The organism is Vallitalea sp., from assembly GCF_025211055.1.
GTDB lineage: Bacteria > Bacillota > Clostridia > Lachnospirales > Vallitaleaceae > Vallitalea.
The window spans coordinates 42293-64567 of the sequence record NZ_JAOARO010000072.1 but is presented as its reverse complement, the minus strand read 5'-3'; the positions used below and the strand labels follow the sequence as shown (position 1 = coordinate 64567).

Sequence of the window (22275 nt, the reverse complement as noted above, 5' to 3'; positions counted from 1 at the left end):
AGACTATCGTCTTTATCCATTAATTTACTAAGGAATTTTCTTGGGTAAAACTTATTACTAAGTTTTTGGTTGTTTCACTGTTCAGTTTTCAAGGTTCTTTGCTGTTGTTTTTTGCGAGACAACGAAATATATCTTATCATGCATTTCAACATTTGTCAACAACTTTTTTTATTTTTTTTAATTATTTATTTTATATAATTGTTAATGATAATTGTTAATGGCGGAGAAGGAGGGATTTGAACCCTCGCGCCGCGTGAACGACCTATACCCTTAGCAGGGGCACCTCTTCAGCCACTTGAGTACTTCTCCACAACTGAATTATATAAAATATTTAATTATGCCCTAACGAGTAGCGCAAAAGTTATTATACTAGAGGATACCTATAATGTCAATACGTTTTTTATATTTTTTATTAATTATTATATTTTATACATATATACTATATCGAAAATACTCGATTATGCTCTGATTTAGGGGATATATATGCCTTTTAGGTATACTTATATCCCTATTAAATGTACTAAACTTTTCTTTTATGAAATCTAGTAAATATACCAAGGAGTATTAATTGCTATTAATCTAGTTATCTATACCTTTATATACAAGATATAGTAATTAAACCTTGATAATTACTATATCTTGTATAACTTTTTATAAAATTTATTTATTATATTTTTGATATAATTAATCTTCAATTTATAACTATAGCTACTAATAATACTAATCTATAACCAAAATATATTGGCTTTTAATATCTATACTTATTCTTTTATGTATGGTTCTCCATCAGCTGCTGGTGGAACAGATTTGCCTATAAATCCCATAAGTATTACTATTGTCAATACATATGGAATCATTGATAATACATCTATAGGTATAGGTATATTCTTTCCACCTAAGAAGACAACCAATGCTTGAGCTCCACCAAATACTAAACATGCTCCTAGTGCACCTTGTGGTTTCCAATTTCCAAATATCATGGCCGCCAAGGCAATAAATCCTTGCCCAGATATTAAAGTTGGAAAGAAATTAGATGCTACTGCCAAGCTCATGGAAGCGCCGCCAAAACCTGATAATACCCCAGATAATATTACACATATATATCTAGTCTTATGCACACTGATTCCTAAAGTATCTGCAGCTTCTGGATGGTCTCCAACTGCTCTAACCCTAAGACCGACCTTAGTCTTATATAATATAAACCACATAATTATTGCAAATAGAAATGCTAAGTAAACTGTTATTTCCTGATCAAATATATTATCTAAAAACGAGTACTCAGGAAACACTCCCTTAAATAATTTGGGTATTTTATTTTCTAGAGGAATACTTTTTGTCATAAATTTTCCATCAAAGAATTTTCTGCATAGAAACAATGATAATCCTGGTCCCAAAAAATTTATAGCAATACCAGAGACAACTTGATCAGCTCCAAGTGTAACAGATGCTACTGCGTGTAATAATGCTAATAGACCTGCACCTATTCCAGCACATATTAGTCCAAGCCACCAAATTCCTGAATAATAACCTACAGTAGCCCCTATAAAAGCTCCCATAGTCATCATACCTTCTAATCCAATATTAAAGACTCCAGATCTTTCTGATATAACGCCTCCTAACGAAGTATATATAAGAGGTGTAGAATACATTAATGTAGTTCCTAATATAAACCCTATACTATTCATCTAGTCACCCCTTTTCTACCTGTTAAACGTTTTAATACCTTAACGATTCTAGGAATTGCTATAAAAAATATAATTGTACCTATCATTATACTAATTATCTCTTTTGGAGCTTCAATAGGTCTAGCCTGTATTTTGGAACCTCCATATTTTAACGCTCCAAAAAATAACCCTGAGAAAATACACGCTATTGGTGAATTACCTGCTATTAAAGCGACTCCTATCCCGTCTAAACCATATCCTTCCATTGCAGATAGAGTCGTTATACCTTTTGATACACCTATTATCATTAGAGCACCAGCTAGTCCACTAACAGAACCTGAAATGAACATAGAAGTAACAATATTTCTTTTTACATTAATTCCACCATATTCAGCAGCAAATTTATTGTATCCAACAGCTCTTAATCTGAAACCTAGGGTTGTTTTATTTAATATGAACCAAATTAATATTGCAACTAATATAGCTATTATGATTCCATAATTGACTGGAGCTTTTAGAATATCTCTTATTCCAGGATGGTCTAATAACCACTCTTTTCCCGATTCAGAGTTTTTGAATCCTTCTAAAAACATAATACTAGCACTATCTTTTATAGTATGTGCCTTATTAGTACGTTCAAAGAATGCAGGTATATTAATAACAGCATTATGAGCATATAAAGCAATCCAGTTCAACATGATAGATGATATTACTTCATGTATACCGAATTTTGCTTTTAAAGCTCCGATTAAAGCTCCCCACAACCCTCCGAATATAATTGCTACGATCATAACTACTATAGGATGAATTACTGGAGGTAGGTTGAAAAAATATCCTGCCATTGAAGCTACTATTGTTCCTACTATAAATTGTCCTTCTGCTCCAATATTCAACAATCCTGTTTTTAAGGCAAATGCTATAGAAACACCAGTTAATATTAATGGAGTAGATTTGATTATCGTATATGCAATGTACTTAGGTTTACTGAAAACACCTTTTACTATGACGCCATATATCTGAAGTGGATTATACCTGGCAATAAGTAATATAATAGCTGTTATAATGAATCCAAACAATATTGACAAGAGCGTCATCTTGGTAGTTGATTTTAATAGTTTTTTCTTCTCCATTATTTTTTGCCCCCTGCCATCTCTAATCCTAATTTTGCTTCAGTTGCTTCTTTTGCATTTACTACATAATTGATTTTCCCTTCATATATGACTGCAATACGGTCCGATACATTCATTACCTCATCAAGCTCTAATGAAACTAATAATACAGCCTTATTCCTATCTCTTTGCTTTACCAATTCTTTATGTACGTATTCTATAGCTCCTACATCAAGACCTCTGGTTGGTTGTGTAGCTATGAGAAGATCAGGGTTATTCATGATCTCTCTAGCTATAATGACTTTTTGCTGATTTCCACCAGATAATGATTTAGCTAACACGGTTTCATCAGTTGGTCTTATGTCAAATTGTTTAATCAAATTCTTAGCATTATCAATTATCTTATCTTTTTGTAGGATACCTTTTTTAGAAAATGGTTCTTTATGATAATTTTCCAGTATCATATTTTCATAGATACTAAAATCAAGGACTAACCCAACTTTTTGCCTGTTTTCTGGTATTGTTGATACTTTATTATCAATTATTTTTCTAGGTGTCATATTGGTAATGTCTTTCCCGTTTATCTTAACATGTCCTTTTTCAATTTTTCTTAGTCCTGTTATAGCTTCAACTAATTCACTTTGTCCATTACCATCTACACCAGCTATTCCAACTATTTCCCCTCTCTTGACTTCTAGAGATAGTCCATCAACAGCAACTAGACCCCTGTTGTTTTTTACTGTAATGTTATCAATGGACAATACTGTATCTGTTGTTTCTCTATCCTCTTTTGGTACTTTGAATGTTACTTCTCTACCTACCATTTTGGCTGCTAGAGCTTCTTCCGTTACCTCATCTACTTTAACTGTATCAATCCGTTTTCCTCTTCTGATTATTGTACAATTGTCGGCTACCTGTTTTATCTCCTTTAACTTATGAGTTATTATTATTACTGATTTACCTTCTTTTGTTAAGTTATCAATTATTATAACTAACTCTTTTATCTCTTGTGGTGTAAGCACGCTTGTAGGTTCGTCCAATATCAATATATCAGCTCCTCTATAGAGGGCTTTTAGTATTTCCACCCTTTGTTGCATGCCTACAGTTATATCTTCTATTTTGTCATCAGGATTTACATATAAACTATATTTTTCAGATAATTCAACAATCTCTTCTTTGGCTTTTTTCATATCTAACACACCATATTTAGTTATCTCACTGCCAAGAATAATATTCTCTACTACTGTAAAAGGTTCAACTAGCATGAAATGTTGATGGACCATGCCTATTCCATTAGCTATTGCTACATTAGGATTATTTACATTAACTTTATTACCATTAATATATATCTCACCACTTGTTGGCTCTATCATTCCATACAATTGATTCATTAGAGTAGATTTACCTGCTCCATTTTCTCCTAATAGTGCATGAACTTCTCCTTTATATACTGTAAGATTGATATTATCATTAGCAGTTAGATGACCAAATTTTTTAGTAATGTTTTTCATTTCAATTACTCTGGTTTTATAATCTATATTATGCAAAGTATCTATCCTTTCTCTATTTAGTTGGCTAAAATCACAGCTCAGACAATATGCCTGAGCTGTTTAGGAGTCAAATAACTATTTATCACCATATAATTCATCATATTCTTCTCTTGTCTTAGGAACAACTATCTTACCTGATTTTATATCTTCCTCTAATTTAGCAACTTCTTCTAATATATCTTCTGGTACAGCTTCTGCTGATGTTGGTGCTATTCCTACTGCTCCATCGCTTAATCCATAGTTTTTATTAGTTCCGCCATCAAATTTACCATTTTTTAAATCTTCTGCTACCATATATATTGCTTGGTCAACTCTTTTAACTGCTGATGTTATAATTGCTTTTTTTCCAAGCTGTGCTCTTTGGTCTTTATCTACACCTATAACATATTTTCCATTTTCTTCAGCTGATTCTATTACTCCTACTCCAGTATATCCAGCAGCATGGAATATGATATCAGCTCCATTTTGATACATACTATTCGCTATTGCCTTACCTTTTGCTGTATCACCAAATGAGTTAGCATATTGAATTTGTATCTTAGCATCTGGATTAGCTGTTTTTACTCCAGCTCTATATCCACTCTCAAATCTCCAGATAACATCAAATTCTTCTCCTCCAACAAAACCGACATTATTAGTTTTAGTCATTTTACCTGCTATGTATCCTACTAAAAATGATGGTTCTTGTTCACTGAATGTAACACCTAATAGATTATCTAATGGTTCTTCATATTTGCTATCTATAGTTGCATATTTTCTGTCTGGATTAGTTTCAGCAGCTTTATATACAGCATCTGCCATTAAATATCCTATCCCCCATATTAGATCATTTCCTTGATCGTATAATGTTTCTAGGTTAGGATCATAATCTGATTCTTGAGTTGATTCAAGAAATTCTGCTGTTATTCCTAAATCTTTTTGAGCTCTTTCTAATCCTTCCCATGCAGATTGATTAAAAGATTGGTCATTAATTCCACCTGTATCAGTTACCATACATATTTTTAGACTTCCATTATCTTGAGCTTCATCTTGATTATTTTCTGTGTTATTATCTTCTGTATCATTTATGTCTTCTTGTGAGTCTGCATCAGATTCTTGATCATCAGTTACTTCATTTCCTTGACCTATTGTGTCTTCTTCTTTTTTCTCTCCACAACCAGTTAGAAGTAGAGTGAACACCATAGTCAGCATAACAATAATTGATAATACTTTTTTCATCTTATAACAATCCTCCCATATCTACATAAAAATATTAAATTATTACAGAAAAAATATTGTTTTTTACCAGCTGTCAAGCTTGGTATTTTACCTTTATAAATTGAAGAATTAAATATTAATCTAATATTAACAAATCATCCAACTCATAATAAGAAAACTTATTTTTTTTGTAATAATCTTATACTTATATTATCATATCATGGGGGTTTTGTCATAATTTTTAACAAAATAATAATTATTATTGTAAAAAATACAAAAAAATAATATATCAATACATAAATGTTATTGATATATTATTTATATAAGTAATGTATTATTTAATTATAATTAATTTTACAAAGTATCTTTTAATAAAACTTTATTTAGTGATATTTAATAATTTAATAAGTTCTTTTGAAGGTTGTATCTCAAATAAATTTAATTTATCATCCTCTTCATATATGCAATAATATATATCTAAGTTCTTAAGATTTTTATTTAACTTCTTCTTTTTATTATACTTTTGTTTTTTATCAATAGCATAATCACTGCTAGTAATAGGTTTAATTTTCTTTATTTGATTAGTATTAATATTCACTAATATTTTTTCTTTTGAACCTGTTAATTCTTGTATAATAAATTCATTTTCAATCAGCATATATTTGTAAGAAGTTATATATTTTTTTATAATGATATAAGACAATATTGTTGCTATTATTAATGTCAAACCATCGATAATACTTGTATTAAGTTTTAATGTGTTTCCTAAGAAATTAAAAAGTATTAATAGTATTGCACCTATTATTATAAAAACAAGCATTTTTAATGGTGATATTTTTTCTCTTTTTGTTATTTCTTGATGCATTAGTTACATCCCCTAACTCTTATTTATTATATTTTAATAGGATATTTGATAACCTTTATCTATAAAATTTTGTATTTATTTTTTTCTGTTTCGTAAAGATTGTTTCCTTCACTGTCAATAACAACCACTAAAGGTAGATCTTTTACTTCCATTTTCCTTACTGCTTCTGTTCCTAGATCATCATAAGCTATTACTTCAACTTTTTTAATTTTGTCAGCTAAAAGAGCTGCTGCTCCTCCAACTGCTGCAAAATATACTGCTTTGTTCTTTTTCATGCTGTCAATTACTTCTTTGCTCCTATCACCTTTACCTATCATACCCTTTAGTCCTCTATCCAATAAGTAAGGAGCATAATCGTCCATTCTATAACTTGTAGTTGGTCCTGCTGAACCGATTATTTCACCTTGTTTTGCTGGTGACGGTCCTACATAATATATCACACTATCATTGACATCAAATGGTAGTTTTTCACCTTTTTCTAATTGTTCAACCATTCTCTTATGGGCTGCATCCCTAGATGTATATAATACACCTGATAGTAATACTTTGTCTCCAGCCTTGAGATCTTTTACTTTTTCCTCTGTTAGAGGAGTACTTATTTCTACAGTCATATTCTATACCTCCCACAATCTTATATATTGATTAAATAATTCGTGTGCTATGTCTAGTAGCATGACAACTAATATTAACAGCAACTGGTAATCCAGCTATATGTGTTGGATAAGTTTCAATGTTTACAGCTAGTGCTGTTGTCCTTCCACCTAATCCTCCTGGTCCAATCCCTAATTTATTAATTTTATCTAATAATTCGTCTTCCATATCTTTTATATATTCTTTTGATAAGTTATTGCCTACTGGTCTTAGTAAAGCTTTTTTTGCTAGAAAAGCTGCTTTTTCAAATGTACCCCCTATACCAACTCCTACTATCATAGGTGGACATGCGTTACCACCAGCTTGTTCTACTATGTTTAATATAGCTTTTTTTGCACCTTCTATTCCATCAGATGGTTTTAACATAGCAATTTTACTCATATTTTCACTACCAAATCCTTTTGGGGCAACTGTTATTTTTATTTTATCGCCCTCAATAATATCATAGTGAATTATTGCAGGAGTATTGTCTTTCGTGTTTTCTCTGAAGAAAGGATCTTTTACAACAGATTTTCGTAGATATCCTTCTTCGTATCCTTGTCTTACCCCTTCATTGATTGCGTGGGTTATAGATGTACCTGTTATATGTACATCTTGCCCTATTTCACAAAATATTACTGCCATCCCTGTATCCTGACACATAGGCATCATCTTATTTTTAGCTATTTCTGCATTTTGTTGTATTTGTTCTAATATATCTTTTCCAATTGGTGATTCTTCCTTGTTTTTATATTCTTTTATAGTATCTAATATGTCTTTGCTTACATAACAGTTAGCTTCTATACACATTTCTTTAATCTCATTAGTTATGAGATTACCTGATATTTCCCTCATGGAAATTCCTCCTTACAAAAAAGCTTATGTTAACATACCTCTTTCTATCTTAATCAATTAAAACTTATTCGTCAAGAAAAAGGATATTAATCTTAATTAATATCCTTTTTTACATTATATATTTCTTGATATAGATTTATTAATTTTTTATATTCAAGTTCTGTAATTTCTCCTTTTAATTCATTACTCTTAAAATTATTCAGTAGTCCGATTTTTTCTGCTTTTTTAATGTAATTTATTGCCCAATTACTAACACTATAATAACTATAAGTATAGCTATACGATTTATAGTCATTTAACTCAATCTCACCATTTTTCTTTTCATAGGCTCTAATCAATAAAGTATATACTTGTTCTTTTGTTATATTTTCATTAGGACGAAATGTACCATCACCAAAACCACTTACTAAATAATTTTTGTAGGCAGTATAGATATATCTGGTACTATCTGATTTGATATCTATATCATTAAATACTTCTTTTGGTTCTAGTATATCAATTTTCAACGCTTTTACAAGATATTTAGTGAATTTGGCTCTATCTAAGAAGTTATATCTTGATTCAGTCTTAAAATCTATTATATACTTAGATTTTTTTTCGCTGGGTATTGTACTTTTTTGAAAAATAAAATCTACATCTATTAAAATTTGGTAATTAGTATTATATTCTAATTTTTTCAGTGGCAATATTATTATACTATTATCAATGTATTTATCATCCTGAGGTAATATGATTTTTGTTCTTACTTCAATCCCTTTATCTTTATTTTCTAGTTTTATATTATTATCATATATTCTTCTAATTTTATTTTTATCAGAATAATAACTAAGTGTAATAGGCAAACCAACATTGCTAGATTCTATATCTAAAGCTCTATATGGACTAATTTTATAATTGTTTTCCCAAGTTATAGGTACATTTTCCATATTGTCATAAGGGTATATCACAATCTTTTTATTTTTTACTGTTAAGTCCCTTGATTTTCCTCCAAGGTCAAATGTGTACATATCTTCATATGAACCCATACCTATGTGTTGATATAATGGGTCTAAAAATGATATTCTGGAGTATGGATTATTTATTAAGTCAACAACTCCATTTTTATAGCTAACTAAATTATTGTTTATGAATTCAGTTATGTAAGGATTAAAATATGAGTAATAGGATGCTCTATCCCAACTATATCTTCCTCTATAATATTTGTTTCCACTTTCTTCAATAAGGGAAAATTTATTGTTTACAGACATATACTTACTATGATTAGCAGCAGATGATTCTAACTGTTTACTATTCTCTATAGGTCTCACAGATACCTTTTCTCTTATCTCATTTATATATTCAATAGCTTCGTCTTGTTTATCTTCAGAAGCATAGATGTTTATATTACAGATGATACTTATAGCTATAATTAAATATAATATTTTTTTTATATTCTTTATTATCACTTTTTCACCTCCAACATAAACTAACCATCTAGTTATATGTTAATAGTTAACTAGTCCTCTTATACTATTATAACAGATATACTTAGATATACTGTTACATGTATATTACAACTTAAAACTTAAAGTCAATAATCAAACTTTTATCAACAATAATTCATAAGAAAGAGGCTACATAAAGTCTTATCTAACTTTAGGTAGCCTCTTTTTGTCATTCTTATATTATTGTTTATTATCTTGTTCTTTTTCATCCTGTAATTCTTCGTCTGCTTCTTCTATTTCTTCTTCATGGGTTACTTCTTCTTTTATTCTTGCAATACCTGCTACCATTATATCATCATCTAAGTTCATTAGTCTAACCCCTGAAGTAACACGACCAAATCTAGATATATCACTGACTCTTATTCTTATAACTATACCTTCTGTAGTTATTATCATAAGTTCATTATCTTCATTAACCGCTTTTATTCCTATTACATTACCTGTTTTTTCAGTTATTTTATAGAATTTAACTCCTTTACCACCACGTCTTTGTGTAGTAAATTCATCTATATCAGTTCGTTTTCCTAATCCATTTTCTGATACAACAAGTAGGTCAGTACCTTGTGAGGTTAACTGCATACCTATTACTTCATCATCATGGTTTAGATTCATACCTCTAACACCCATAGATGTTCTACCAATAACTCTTACATCACTTTCGCTAAAACGGATACATTGTCCATATTTTGTACCTAGTATTATGTCCTGTTTATTATCCGTTAATTTAACTTCAATTAAATCGTCATCTTCTTTTAGTATTATTGCTTGTAAACCACTAATTCTGATATTTACATATTCCATGATATTGGTCTTCTTAATAATGCCTTTTTTGGTTGCCATAAGAAGATATATATCTTCTCTATACTCACTTAGAGGTATTACAGCTGTTATTTGTTCATCTGGATCTATCTGTAATAAGTTAACTAGAGCTGTACCTCTTGCGGTTCTACTAGCTTCAGGTATTTCATATGCTTTTAACCTATATACTTTACCTTTGTTAGTAAAAAATAATATAAAGTGATGAGTAGATGTGATAAATAGATTTTGTATAAAATCTTCATCTCTCGTTTGCATACCTTTAATACCTTTTCCACCTCTATGCTGACTTTTATAGGTGTTGATAGGCATCCTCTTAATATATCCAAGATGAGTCATAGTAATGACTGTTGGCTCTTTTTTAATAAGGTCTTCTAAAGAGATTTCTCCTTCATCATAAGTTATTTCTGTTCTTCTTGGATCACCATATTTTTCTTTGATTATCAATATTTCTTCTTTGACAACACTATATAATAATTTTTCATCTGCTAATATAGCTTTTAACTCTTTTATCTTTTCCATTAATTCTCTATATTCATTTTCGATCTTTTCTCTTTCCAAACCAGTCAAAGCTCTAAGTCTCATATCAACTATGGCTTGGGCTTGTACTTCACTGAACTGGAATCTATCAATTAGATTAAGTTTAGCTTCTGCTGTACTCTTGGAAGCTCTGATTATTTTAATGACTTCATCAATAAATTCTAAGGCTTTTAATAGTCCTTCTAAGATATGTGCTCTATTTTCAGCTTTCTTCAATTCGTATTTAGTTCTTCTAGTAACTACTTCTTTTTGATGCTCTAAATAATATTCAAGCATTTGCTTCAAATTAAGTATCTTAGGTTCATTCTTAACAAGAGCAAGCATGTTAATACCGAATGTATCTTGTAATTGAGTATGTTTGTATAGTTGATTCATTATAACATTAGCATTAGCATCACGTTTTAATTCAATAACGATACACATACCTTTACGGTCTGATTCATCTCTTAGATCAGAGATACCTTCTACTTTTTTCAACTTAACTAATTCAGCAATTTTTTCAATCAATCTTGCTTTATTAACTTGATACGGTAGTTCTGTAACTATTATCCTTTGTTTATTTCCTGGCATAGGTTCAATATCAACTGCTGCTCTTACTTTGACTTTTCCTTTACCAGTTCTATATGCTTGTTTTATACCGTTTTTTCCTAATATTTTTCCATAAGTAGGAAAGTCTGGTCCTTTTATTATATCTATAAGTTCATCAATATCTGTCTCTCTATCTTCAATAGTTTTATTATCAATAATCTTAACAACACCATCTATAACTTCGTTCAAGTTATGAGGTGGTATATTAGTTGCCATTCCAACTGCTATTCCTGATGTTCCGTTTACTAATAAGTTAGGAAATCTAGCTGGTAATACTTCTGGTTCTTTTAATGATTCATCAAAGTTAGGTTTGAAATCAACAGTATCTTTACCAATATCGGCCAATAATTCCATTGACATCTTACTCATTCTAGCCTCTGTATAACGCATTGCTGCTGCACCATCACCATCAACAGAACCAAAGTTTCCATGACCATCTACCAATAGGTATCTAGTAGAGAAATCTTGTGCCATACGAACCATTGCTTCATAGATGGAACTATCACCATGTGGATGATATTTACCCATTGTATCCCCAACGATTCTCGCTGATTTACGATAAGGTTTATCAGGTGATAAATTAAGTTCGCTCATAGCGTATAATATTTTTCTATGAACTGGCTTTAATCCATCTCTTACATCTGGTAGCGCTCTTGAGGCAATAACACTCATGGCATAGTCAATATATGATTTTTTCATTTCATCCTGTAGATCAACGGATATTATTTTATCGTATTCTTGTCTTTCATCCATTATATTAATCCTCCCAAATTAACACTGTTAATGTTAATTTATTATTAATTAGCTTCTCCACAATAAAGAAGCCAAGTTATTCCTAGCTTTTATAAGTTTTAGATATCTAGATTTCGTACATGCTTAGCATGAGATTGAATAAATTCACGTCTTGGCTCTACTTTATCACCCATTAAGGTTGTGAATATTTCATCAGCACTTGCTGCATCATCTAATTCAACTTTTAGTAGTATCCTCTTATCAGGATCCATAGTTGTATCCCATAATTGTTCTGCGTCCATTTCACCTAATCCTTTGTATCTCTGAAGATTAATACCGTCTCTTCCAATTTCATTTAACAATTTCTCTAAAACTCTATCATTATAAACATATTGTGAGTTTTTATTTTTTGTAACCTGATAAAGAGGAGGTTGTGCGATATACACTTTTCCTTGTTCAATAAGTTTCGGCATATAACGGTAGAAAAATGTTAGGAGCAATGTTCTAATATGAGCACCATCCACATCAGCATCTGTCATGATAATTATTTTATGATATCTTAACTTCTCTATATCAAAATCATCTGATATACCTGTTCCAAAAGCAGTTATCATTGCTCTTATTTCTTTGTTGCCTAGTATTTTGTCAAGTCTAGCTTTTTCTACATTAAGTATTTTTCCTCTTAGGGGTAGAATAGCTTGAGTTTGTCTTGATCTAGCTGATTTTGCGGAACCTCCAGCTGAATCTCCCTCAACGATATATATTTCACACTTAGTTGGGTCTTTATCTGAGCAATCCGCTAGTTTACCTGGTAGACTAGTACTTTCTAGAGCACTTTTTCTTCTTGTTAGATCCCTAGCCTTTCTTGCAGCATCTCTTGCACGACTAGCCATCAATGCTTTTTCTAATATTACTTTGGCTACTGCTGGGTTTTGTTCCAAGAAGTAAGTAAGTTGCTCTGATACTATAGAATCAACAGCACCTCTAGCTTCACTGTTACCTAATTTTTGTTTTGTCTGACCTTCAAACTGTGGATCTTCAATCTTTATGCTGATAACAGCAGTTATTCCTTCTCTTACATCTTCACCAGATAAGTTCTTCTCGTTATCTTTTAGTATTTTATTTTTTCTTGCATAATCATTAAGAGTTTTTGTAAAAGCTGTCCTGAATCCACTTAGATGAGTACCACCCTCAGGTGTATTAATATTATTTACAAAAGTGAATATATTTTCTACGTATGAGTCATTATGTTGAAAAGCAACTTCAACATATACCCCGTCTTTTTTGCCTTCTGCATATGCTATCTGATCATATAATGTATCTTTATTACGATTTCTATATTTTACAAATTCCTTGATACCACCTTCATAGTGAAATTCAAGCTCCTGAGGACCTTGTTCTTCTCTAGTATCAATAAATTTGATTTTTAGACCTTTTGTTAGGAAAGCCATTTCTTGAAGTCTTTGTTTGAGTGTATGAAAATCATATACTGTTTCTTCAAATATTTCTGGGTCCGGTTTAAAATGTATATATGTTCCCGTCTTCTCAGTCTCACCGATAACTTTTAATGGATGTTGTACTTTACCTCTTGCATAGTTTTGTTCATATATTTTACCATCAGTATATACCTGAACTTTCAGCCATTTTGAAAGAGCATTAACTACAGAAGCACCAACTCCGTGCAAACCTCCAGATACTTTGTAGCTACCGCCACCGAATTTACCTCCGGCATGTAGTATCGTAAAAACTACTTCTACTGCTGGTATTCCTTTTTGATGATGTATCCCTACTGGTATACCAAATCCATTATCAAGTACTGATACTGAATTATCGGGATGTATTGTTATTTCGATATAATCACATCTATCTGCTAATGCTTCATCAATAGCATTATCTACTATCTCATAGACAAGATGATGTAATCCTCTTGATGAAGTACTACCAATATACATACCAGGTCTTTTTCGAACAGCTTCCAGCCCTTCTAAAACTTGAATATGACTTTCATTATATTCAGATAAATTACTCATAATAAACCTCCTGCTATATGTTTAGATACGCATAATTATACGCATATATTTATCTACTATATATGTTAATTAATTAAGTACATATAAAGATGCATTAATTAAATTGTTATTTATACCCATCTTAACTATTATATATTAGTCTGTAAATTATTGCAAATAGGGCATAACAACTATTTAGTGAATTAATTTCATTTTCTATTATGTTATTCGTATAGAGTTATATTTCCATCACTTACTTGGTATAATTTTTCAATATCAATACTGGTTTTTATATAATCTTCAACACCTGTACATGTAATAATTGTTTGAATGTTCTCTAAAGAATTTATTAAGTACTTTTGTCTATCATTATCTAATTCTGATAATACATCATCTAGAAGTAAAATTGGGGTATCATCTGTTTTATTAACAACTAGTCTTATTTCAGATAATTTCAAAGATAGAGCAGCAGTCCTTTGCTGACCTTGTGAACCATATTTTCTAATATCTATTCCATTAACAAAGAACATCATATCGTCTCTATGAGGACCTACACTTGTTGTTCCAAATCGTATATCTTTTTCGAGATTATTTTCTAATTTTTGTTTAAAATCTATATTACTTATATTTTTTTCGTATTCTATTTTAAGATTTTCTTTATTTCCAGATATATCTGAATGAATTTTATTTATAATTTCATTTAGATCATTTATAAATTCTTCTCGTCTGTTGATAATTTTAATACCATAATGGACTAATTGATTATCCCATATACTTATAGTCTCGTCAATTTTATTGATCTTTTTCACATTTTTTAATAAATTATTTCTTTGTTTTAAAATTTTTTGGTATTGTTGTAAGTTATGGTAATATATATTGTCCAGTTGACATAATTCTAAATTCAAGAATTTTCTTCTTTCTTTGGGACCATTTTTAATTAATCCCAAGTCTTCTGGAGAAAAAATTATAACGTTAACGATACCTAATAATTCATTTAATTTTTTTATAGGTATCCTGTTTATTGCTATACCTTTTCTATTATTTTTCTTGATGTGTATATCTATTACTTCATCAATACCTTGTTTATTAACAGTAAGTTTTATATGTGCTTCACTGTTATCTAAGTTAATTAACTCTTTATCATTGCTTGTCCTATGTGATTTTGAAGTTGCACACAAATAAATGGCTTCAATGATATTAGTTTTGCCTTGAGCATTTTTCCCAAATAATATATTGATTCCATTTGAAAAATTCACAACACAGTATTCATAATTTCTATAATCCTTTAATGATAATGACTTTATAAACATATTTTTGCACTCCAAAAAAACTAAATTCTTAATAAGAGTTAAAGCACATATAATTCCTAGATGACTTTAATCTCTCCATATCCAGCTACACTAACTATATCTTGTGAATGTATTTTCTTACCTCTTCTTGTTTCTACTTCTCCATTAACACTTACTTCACCATTAATGATTAATATCTTAGCATGAACTCCTGAATCAGCAGCCCCAGCTAATTTTAATAATTGTCCTAGTTTAATGTATTCATCTTTGATTTTGATTTCTTCCATGGTTTTTAATCCTCTCATACTAACTTTAGTTTGTTTATCTTATTCTAATTGGAACAATTAGATATTTATATTCATCTCCATCTACTTGCTTAATAATACAAGGACTATGAGGATTAGTGAATTGTAAGTAAATATATTCTTCATCAATCACTTTTAATGCGTCAATAAAATATTTTGGATTAAATGCAATCTCTAATTCATTTCCTTCTCTTTCAATATCAATTTCTTCGTATACGTCACCAAAGTCTGTGTTAGATGTAATAACCATACTATCACTTTGTATAGTAATCTTAATAGGATTATTTTTGGTTTCTCTAGATATTAAAGCAGCCCTATCAATACTATTCAATAATTCTTGTTTTTCAACTTTAATCAATGTATCGTAATCTTTTGAGAAGAATTGTTCATATTTTGGAAAGTCTCCTTCTAGAAGTCTTGAAACTATTATACTTTCTTCTAGTTCAAATAATACATGTTTATTAGTAAAATAGATCATAACGTCTTTTTCTTCATCTGTATCTAAGATCTTGCTGATTTCATTTAAAGCTTTTCCTGGTACAACTACGTTGACATTATCGAATTCAGATTCAAAATCTAATTTTCTAATTGATACTCTATGTACATCAATAGATACAATATTCAATTTGCTATTCTTAATCTCTAATAATTCACCAGTTAATATAGGTCTTATTTCTTCTAGAGCTATAGAAAATATTGTTTGTCTTATCATTTCTTTAAGTTTTAGTTGAGAAACTTTAATGTACTTATCTTTTGATACAGTAGGAAGTCTTAAAAAATCATCTCCAGATCTTCCTGAGATATTGAATTTGGATTTCTCACATATTATAGTAGTGTAATTTTTTTCATCAACTGTTATCTCAACTTCATTATCAGGTAATTTTTTAACTATCTCAGAAAAGATCTTAGCCTTCAAAGCAACTGTTCCAGTTTCAATAATATTAGCATTTACGTTACTTTCAATACCAAGTTCTAAATCATTACTAATTAATTTGAATCCACTTGATGTTGCTTGTAATAAAATACATTCTAAGATAGGTAATGTTGTTCTAGTTGATACCGCTTTCAAAACAGTTGTTACTCCATTTAATAAATCACTTTTACTACAAGTTAGTTTCATAATTGTTAATAACTCCTTTCACACGTGTATATAGATAATATATATTTTTTTATAGTAATTATAATAATAGGGCTTGTTAATATGTTAATAAGTATTCTAAACCCCTATTGTTATTATCTGTTAATAAATCTAATAAGTCTGTTGATTAATTCATTTTTTTTTATAAAGTATCCACAGGTTAAGAGAGGTTGTACTATGGTAAAATGTTTTACACAGGTTATACATATATTCTTAACACCCTTATGTTGATAACTTTATTACCCTAAAAAAAATTATAATGTATTTATCTATAAGTTGAATTTATCACTAATTCCTATGTTATTCATCTTATTTTAAGTACATTATAATTTATTAAATGTAGCTTCTATTTCCCTGTTATTTTTTTGGTAAGTATTTCTATAGTATTCTTAAGTGCACTATCTTTTTGGATATCTTTACTTATCTTTTCATATCCATGAATAATTGTTGTATGGTCACGTTTACCAAGTATTTGTCCTATCTTAGGTAATGATAAATCAGTTAATGTTCTTGATAGATACATAACTATTTGTCTTGGATAAGCTATTTCTCTTGGTCTTTTTTTAGAAACTATATCTGCAGGGTTAAGGTTATAGTGCTCTGCAACAATCTCTAATATAAATTCTGGTGTAATCTCTTTATCTTTTTCTGGTGTTATCAAATCTTTTAGAGCATCTTCAGCTAATTCTTTGGTAAGATCTTTATGTACTAAGGTAGAATAAGCGATAATTTTATTGATTCCACCTTCTAGCTCTCTAATATTGGACTTTATGTTTGTTGCAACATATTGTATTACATCATTTGGTAGATTAAGGTGTTCAAGTTCAGCTCTTTTCTGAAGTATAGCCATCCTTGTCTCAAAATCAGGTGGTTGTATATCTGCTATTAAACCCCATTCGAATCTGGATCTTAACCTTTCTTCTAATGTTTCAATTTCTTTTGGTGGGCGATCACTTGATATAATTATCTGTTTTTTGGCTTCATATAAAGTATTAAATGTATGGAAAAATTCTTCTTGAGTTCTTTCTTTTCCTGCAATAAATTGTATATCATCAACCAATAGAACATCTATATTACGATATTTTTGTCTGAATTCTTCATTTTTATCATCTCTAATAGAATTAATCAATTCATTAGTAAATTTTTCTGAAGATACATATAATACTTTTGATTCACTATTCTCTGAGAGAATGAAGTGAGCTATTGAATGCATCAAGTGAGTTTTTCCTAACCCAACACCACCATATATAAAAAGAGGATTATATGCCTCTGCTGGTGATTCAGCAACCGCTAAAGCCGCAGCATGAGCTAATTTGTTGTTATTACCTACAACAAAAGTATCAAATGTATATCTAGAATTGAGACTATTATATTCATTATTATTATTAATAGTAGGTTGTTTTTTGTTGTTAGACCTTTTTTCTTCTTTTGCTATTTCACTTGGTAGCATAAATTTAATGTTATATATTTCACCTACTATTTCTCTAATTGCAATTATGATCGATTTACTATATTTTCTTTCTATGTAGTCACGACCGATTTCATCATCTGTTTTTATTATGATTGTGTTATCTTGTACTCTAATAGGCTCCAAATTTTCTAGAAAAGTTTTATAAGATATTTTTGAAATATCTGATTCATCCCTAAGTAGCTCTTGAATTCTGTCCCATTTTTCAATAACGGAATGACTCATCATATATCCTCCTTTGCATTATTCAAGGTATATTTTTCATACTAACAATAATATAAAATATACCGTAAAATGAACATACTTATTCATTTTCATTCTAACTATCTACAGTATATAATACGCTATACGGAACTAATTTTCAATCAAATAATGTTGTTGTGTGGATAAAAATTGTTGATAAGTTGTTTTTATAGTATGTTAATAGTGTGGATAACTTGAATTACTTCAATTTTATCCACAGTGTGTTGATTAAAATAATATACAGGCTGTTAATAGTTTGGAATGTGCATAAATATAACTAAAACTAGAACTGTAAATTTTTGTAAATAAATACTAAATGTTTTACTTATCCACATTTTTTATAGCAGTTGTGGATAAATAGTTTTTAACATATTATCCACAAAATGTGGAAAAAACAAAAAAAAAATGTGGATAAAATTAATAGAAAAAATAAATATTTGTATTCATATTGAAGAAGAAGAAGATAATGTTATTTATGGTACCATTGGTATTAATCGGGGGGGTAATAGTTGATTTGAAAATTGATAGTATAGAGGGTTATGTGCTATGATATAAAGAATGCTTTTTTTATGGATAATGGTATAGCAAAAGATAGGATACCAATACCAATAATGATAAATTATTTGCCACATGATTGTGATTTTCCTAGTATGTATAGTCAAGCTTGTAAAGGAGAAAGTAGAGTTAATACACCATATCTAATGATTAAGTTTAACGGAAGAAACAATTTAAGTATAGCTTTTGAAAAAGAAAAAGATGAAAATATATTATTCTATTATTAAATCATTGAAAATACTTAATTCAACAAAATGAAATATATAGATGTATTTAAGTTTTCAGTGGTTATAAAGTAAAATACATAATAAAAGAAGAAAAAATTAACATAATAGAATTTAATAAAATTTAAGCTACTAGAAATATTTTTTTCTTGACTAGAAGATAGTTTTTTAATATAATTAGAATAGTGCTTTTATGTAGATGGAACTTAGAAGCATTATTATTTTTTTATTAGTATTAGTAAATTATATGTATTTTGATAAATTGCTTATCATTAAATAGTACATGTTATTTAATAAGTGTTGTATACTATGTAATTTTAAAGGAGGTGCTTATTTATGAAAATGACATACCAACCTAAAACGAGACAAAGAAGTAGAGAACATGGTTTTAGAAAAAGAATGAGTTCTAAGAGTGGAAGAAGCGTTTTAGCAAGAAGAAGAGCAAAAGGTAGAAAAAAATTGTCAGCTTAAGGCCTCATTTTGTGGCCTTTTATACTATCCTCCAAACCTGAAATATTACTAGAATTTATTGATATGTTTTTAAGGTTTAATAGAGGTCTTATTACCTTATAATATGGGAGGAGGTTGTTTTATGAACAGAACAGAATCGTTAAAGAAAAGAAAAGATTTTAAAATCGTTTTTAACAAGGGTAGATCCCTTGCAAATAATTATTTAGTTATGTATATTTATAGTAATGGAGATTCTATTAATCGGTTAGGAATTTCTGTAAGTAAAAAAGTTGGGAACAGTGTAGTTAGACATAGGGTCACTAGATTAGTAAAAGAAAATTATAGGCTTAATGAGAACAGAATAAAAACTGGATATAATATTGTTGTAATAGGAAGAGTTAACTCTTCAAAAGCAAATTTTAAAGATATAGAAAAATCATTAAACAACTTATTGAGAAAACATAATCTATTAGAATATAAAGAGAAGTGATATATATGAATGTCTTTAAAAGTATTTCATTAAAATTTATAATTTTTTATAGAAAATTTATTTCTCCTTTAAAAAAGCCATCATGTATCTATACGCCTACTTGCTCTAGGTATGCATATGAAGCTATAGTTAAGTATGGATTTCTAAAAGGAGCTTGGCTAAGTATTAAAAGAATCTTAAGATGTCATCCATTCCATAAAGGTGGATATGACCCAGTACCATAAAATATTAGGAGGAACTAATTTCATGTTATTGTCGAATATTGTTGTTCTAACACAGAGCAGTTCATTTATAATAGGTCCAATAGCTAAAGTTTTTGGTGCGATTATGGACGCTATATATAATTTATTTAGTGCAATAGGTATTGAATCTTTGGGAATCAGTATCATATTATTTACTGTTATTATTAGATTATTAATGTTGCCTTTAGCTTTTAAACAACAAAAATCAATGATTGGTATGCAAAAAATCCAACCAAAGCTAAAGAAAATACAAGATAAGTATAAAAATAAAAAAGATGCAGAATCTCAAAATAAGATGAGAATGGAAATGAGCCAGTTATATCAAGAACATAATGTAAGTCCTTTTGGAGGATGTTTACCATTATTAATTCAATTTCCTATCATCATGTCATTATTTCAAGTTCTCAGAAATATACCAGCTTATATCATGAGCATAAAAGGTATTTACCTTAGTATAATAGCTAGCGTAAGAGGTGTAGCAGGTTTTGGAGATTATATTACAAGTTTAAATGAAGCTGCTAAAATACCAGTTAAAAATTTTGATATAGCTTCTAACGACAAAGTTATAGATTTATTAAGTACTTTTAGTTCATCTGATTGGACTAAGTTTACTGATCATTTTAATGCAGTTGGGGATAAGATTGCACCACTTGTAACTCAGTTAACGGATATTAACTATTTCTTAGGTATTAATTTAGCAGACAAGCCTAATTTAATGTCTATTGGTCTCTTAATACCAGTATTAAATGTTGTAGTTCAGTTTTTAGTTTCTAAAACTACAATGAGTAGTAATAATAGAAATATGGATGAAAAACAAGCTGCTACTAATAAGACTATGATGTATACTATGCCTCTTATTACAGTATTCTTCGTTATTACAATGCCAGCTGGTTTAGGTCTTTATTGGTTAACAAGTAGTTCTTTCCAATTAGTACAACAAATTGTAATCAACAAACATCTAAAAAAAGACAAAGAATAACCTAAAATAATTTCGCATAATTTATAAAACAAAATAGAACTCACTATAGTTTGTAATGTTTATAAAATTGATAGGATAGCTTATAGCTTTATTATATATACAACTTTTATTTTTGGATTTTAAAAATGAATAGTTTATGTTTGTATGAAAGTTGAATATATAAAATTTAAGGAGGAAAGTTCTAAAATGAATTTTGTTGAAAAAACAGGAAAAAATGTAAATGATGCTATAACTGAAGCATTAATTGAATTGGGGACTACAAGTGATAAAGTTAATATTGAAGTTATTGATAAAGGTGCAACTGGTTTACTTGGTTTGTTTAGTTCAAAATTAGCTAAAGTTAAAGTTACTAAAAAAATAAATTTACCTGATGTAGCTACTGAGTTTTTGGAAAATATATTTAGAGTAATGAATCTAAAAGTTGATATTATGGTTCAGTTAAAAGAGCAGAATCTGGAAATTGAGTTAAGTGGTCCAAGCATGGGTGTTCTAATTGGTAAAAGAGGGCAAACACTGGATTCGTTACAATACTTAGTAAGTTTGGTAGTTAATAAGGAATCAGATAAGTATGTAAGAGTTAAATTGGATACAGAAAATTATCGTGAAAGAAGAAAAGAGACTCTTGAGAATTTAGCTAAGAATTTATCTTATAAAGTAAGAAAAACTAATAGAAAATTTAGCCTAGAGCCTATGAATCCTTATGAAAGACGAATAATTCATTCCACATTGCAGCATGATAAATATGTAGATACTCATAGTGAGGGAGAAGAACCATTTAGAAAAGTAGTAATTACACCTAATAATTATAAAAAGCAATAAAAGGGGGCCTAAGCTCCCGTCTTTATAAAGACCC

The 22275-nt window shown here is 29.3% G+C and carries 20 protein-coding genes and 1 tRNA gene; 6 read left to right on the top strand and 15 right to left on the bottom strand.

Annotated features, from left to right (window positions below):
• Window positions 1-218 precede the first annotated feature (218 nt).
• The 15 genes from N4A55_RS10405 to dnaA form a co-directional block, all read right to left on the bottom strand.
• Window positions 219-309: transfer RNA gene (locus N4A55_RS10405), tRNA-Ser, on the bottom strand.
• 452 nt (window positions 310-761) lie between these two features.
• The gene (locus tag N4A55_RS10400; RefSeq protein WP_212693466.1) at window positions 762-1685 is read right to left on the bottom strand and encodes an ABC transporter permease; all 924 of its coding nucleotides are present in this window, start codon (window positions 1683-1685) and stop codon (window positions 762-764) included.
• Window positions 1682-2794 carry an ABC transporter permease gene (locus N4A55_RS10395; protein ID WP_293755919.1) on the bottom strand — a complete coding sequence of 371 codons (1113 nt, stop codon included), beginning with the start codon at window positions 2792-2794 and terminating at the stop codon, window positions 1682-1684. Before N4A55_RS10395 ends, N4A55_RS10400 begins: the two co-directional genes overlap by 4 nt.
• Window positions 2794-4284, bottom strand: coding sequence for an ABC transporter ATP-binding protein (locus N4A55_RS10390; protein ID WP_293755931.1), 1491 nt, complete (start codon window positions 4282-4284; stop codon window positions 2794-2796). Before N4A55_RS10390 ends, N4A55_RS10395 begins: the two co-directional genes overlap by 1 nt.
• A gap of 114 nt (window positions 4285-4398) precedes the next feature.
• Window positions 4399-5541 (bottom strand): BMP family lipoprotein, encoded by a 1143-nt coding sequence (locus tag N4A55_RS10385; RefSeq protein WP_293755916.1) that lies wholly within the window; start codon window positions 5539-5541, stop codon window positions 4399-4401.
• Between the two features lie 358 nt (window positions 5542-5899).
• On the bottom strand, window positions 5900-6385 hold the full coding sequence (locus N4A55_RS10380; RefSeq protein ID WP_293755913.1) for a hypothetical protein: 486 nt from the start codon (window positions 6383-6385) through the stop codon (window positions 5900-5902).
• A 59-nt stretch (window positions 6386-6444) separates the two neighbouring features.
• Complete coding sequence (locus tag N4A55_RS10375; RefSeq protein ID WP_293755910.1) at window positions 6445-6996, bottom strand: Fe-S-containing hydro-lyase; 552 nt, start codon at window positions 6994-6996, stop codon at window positions 6445-6447.
• A gap of 31 nt (window positions 6997-7027) precedes the next feature.
• Window positions 7028-7870: a fumarate hydratase gene (locus tag N4A55_RS10370; RefSeq protein ID WP_293755907.1), complete on the bottom strand. Its 843-nt coding sequence runs from the start codon at window positions 7868-7870 to the stop codon at window positions 7028-7030.
• 92 nt (window positions 7871-7962) lie between these two features.
• Complete coding sequence (locus N4A55_RS10365) at window positions 7963-9315, bottom strand: S-layer homology domain-containing protein (protein WP_293755904.1); 1353 nt, start codon at window positions 9313-9315, stop codon at window positions 7963-7965.
• Window positions 9316-9534: 219 nt separating this feature from the next.
• Window positions 9535-12051 (bottom strand): DNA gyrase subunit A, encoded by a 2517-nt coding sequence (gene gyrA, locus N4A55_RS10360; RefSeq protein ID WP_293755901.1) that lies wholly within the window; start codon window positions 12049-12051, stop codon window positions 9535-9537.
• 98 nt (window positions 12052-12149) lie between these two features.
• Entirely contained in the window at window positions 12150-14060 is a 1911-nt protein-coding gene (gene gyrB, locus N4A55_RS10355) for a DNA topoisomerase (ATP-hydrolyzing) subunit B (protein WP_293755898.1), read from the bottom strand.
• Between the two features lie 203 nt (window positions 14061-14263).
• On the bottom strand, window positions 14264-15349 hold the full coding sequence (recF, locus tag N4A55_RS10350; protein WP_293755895.1) for a DNA replication/repair protein RecF: 1086 nt from the start codon (window positions 15347-15349) through the stop codon (window positions 14264-14266).
• 56 nt (window positions 15350-15405) lie between these two features.
• Complete coding sequence (locus N4A55_RS10345; protein ID WP_293755892.1) at window positions 15406-15615, bottom strand: RNA-binding S4 domain-containing protein; 210 nt, start codon at window positions 15613-15615, stop codon at window positions 15406-15408.
• A gap of 34 nt (window positions 15616-15649) precedes the next feature.
• Entirely contained in the window at window positions 15650-16753 is a 1104-nt protein-coding gene (gene dnaN, locus N4A55_RS10340; protein WP_293755889.1) for a DNA polymerase III subunit beta, read from the bottom strand.
• A 364-nt stretch (window positions 16754-17117) separates the two neighbouring features.
• Window positions 17118-18464 carry a chromosomal replication initiator protein DnaA gene (dnaA, locus tag N4A55_RS10335; RefSeq protein ID WP_293755886.1) on the bottom strand — a complete coding sequence of 449 codons (1347 nt, stop codon included), beginning with the start codon at window positions 18462-18464 and terminating at the stop codon, window positions 17118-17120.
• Window positions 18465-19051: 587 nt separating this feature from the next.
• On the opposite strand from dnaA, the gene N4A55_RS10330 reads away from it, so the two are divergent.
• The 6 genes from N4A55_RS10330 (at window position 19052) to jag (ending at window position 22241) form a co-directional block, all read left to right on the top strand.
• Window positions 19052-19264 (top strand): hypothetical protein, encoded by a 213-nt coding sequence (locus tag N4A55_RS10330; protein ID WP_293755883.1) that lies wholly within the window; start codon window positions 19052-19054, stop codon window positions 19262-19264.
• Between the two features lie 333 nt (window positions 19265-19597).
• Entirely contained in the window at window positions 19598-19732 is a 135-nt protein-coding gene (rpmH, locus tag N4A55_RS10325; RefSeq protein WP_293755880.1) for a 50S ribosomal protein L34, read from the top strand.
• A 121-nt stretch (window positions 19733-19853) separates the two neighbouring features.
• Entirely contained in the window at window positions 19854-20201 is a 348-nt protein-coding gene (gene rnpA, locus N4A55_RS10320; protein WP_293755877.1) for a ribonuclease P protein component, read from the top strand.
• Between the two features lie 5 nt (window positions 20202-20206).
• Window positions 20207-20425 (top strand): membrane protein insertion efficiency factor YidD, encoded by a 219-nt coding sequence (yidD, locus tag N4A55_RS10315; RefSeq protein ID WP_293755874.1) that lies wholly within the window; start codon window positions 20207-20209, stop codon window positions 20423-20425.
• Between the two features lie 22 nt (window positions 20426-20447).
• Entirely contained in the window at window positions 20448-21422 is a 975-nt protein-coding gene (locus N4A55_RS10310) for a YidC/Oxa1 family membrane protein insertase (protein ID WP_293755871.1), read from the top strand.
• A 186-nt stretch (window positions 21423-21608) separates the two neighbouring features.
• Entirely contained in the window at window positions 21609-22241 is a 633-nt protein-coding gene (jag, locus tag N4A55_RS10305) for an RNA-binding cell elongation regulator Jag/EloR (RefSeq protein ID WP_293755868.1), read from the top strand.
• Window positions 22242-22275 lie beyond the last annotated feature (34 nt).

Coding starts and splice junctions, on each gene's coding strand:
- N4A55_RS10400 (WP_212693466.1), bottom strand. CDS start 1,685: ATGAATAGTATAGGGTTTATATTAGGAACTACATTAATGTATTCTACA.
- N4A55_RS10395 (WP_293755919.1), bottom strand. CDS start 2,794: ATGGAGAAGAAAAAACTATTAAAATCAACTACCAAGATGACGCTCTTG.
- N4A55_RS10390 (WP_293755931.1), bottom strand. CDS start 4,284: ATGAAAAACATTACTAAAAAATTTGGTCATCTAACTGCTAATGATAAT.
- N4A55_RS10385 (WP_293755916.1), bottom strand. CDS start 5,541: ATGAAAAAAGTATTATCAATTATTGTTATGCTGACTATGGTGTTCACT.
- N4A55_RS10380 (WP_293755913.1), bottom strand. CDS start 6,385: ATGCATCAAGAAATAACAAAAAGAGAAAAAATATCACCATTAAAAATG.
- N4A55_RS10375 (WP_293755910.1), bottom strand. CDS start 6,996: ATGACTGTAGAAATAAGTACTCCTCTAACAGAGGAAAAAGTAAAAGAT.
- N4A55_RS10370 (WP_293755907.1), bottom strand. CDS start 7,870: ATGAGGGAAATATCAGGTAATCTCATAACTAATGAGATTAAAGAAATG.
- gyrA (WP_293755901.1), bottom strand. CDS start 12,051: ATGGATGAAAGACAAGAATACGATAAAATAATATCCGTTGATCTACAG.
- gyrB (WP_293755898.1), bottom strand. CDS start 14,060: ATGAGTAATTTATCTGAATATAATGAAAGTCATATTCAAGTTTTAGAA.
- recF (WP_293755895.1), bottom strand. CDS start 15,349: ATGTTTATAAAGTCATTATCATTAAAGGATTATAGAAATTATGAATAC.
- N4A55_RS10345 (WP_293755892.1), bottom strand. CDS start 15,615: ATGGAAGAAATCAAAATCAAAGATGAATACATTAAACTAGGACAATTA.
- dnaN (WP_293755889.1), bottom strand. CDS start 16,753: ATGAAACTAACTTGTAGTAAAAGTGATTTATTAAATGGAGTAACAACT.
- dnaA (WP_293755886.1), bottom strand. CDS start 18,464: ATGAGTCATTCCGTTATTGAAAAATGGGACAGAATTCAAGAGCTACTT.
- N4A55_RS10330 (WP_293755883.1), top strand. CDS start 19,052: ATGGATAATGGTATAGCAAAAGATAGGATACCAATACCAATAATGATA.
- rpmH (WP_293755880.1), top strand. CDS start 19,598: ATGAAAATGACATACCAACCTAAAACGAGACAAAGAAGTAGAGAACAT.
- rnpA (WP_293755877.1), top strand. CDS start 19,854: ATGAACAGAACAGAATCGTTAAAGAAAAGAAAAGATTTTAAAATCGTT.
- yidD (WP_293755874.1), top strand. CDS start 20,207: ATGAATGTCTTTAAAAGTATTTCATTAAAATTTATAATTTTTTATAGA.
- N4A55_RS10310 (WP_293755871.1), top strand. CDS start 20,448: ATGTTATTGTCGAATATTGTTGTTCTAACACAGAGCAGTTCATTTATA.
- jag (WP_293755868.1), top strand. CDS start 21,609: ATGAATTTTGTTGAAAAAACAGGAAAAAATGTAAATGATGCTATAACT.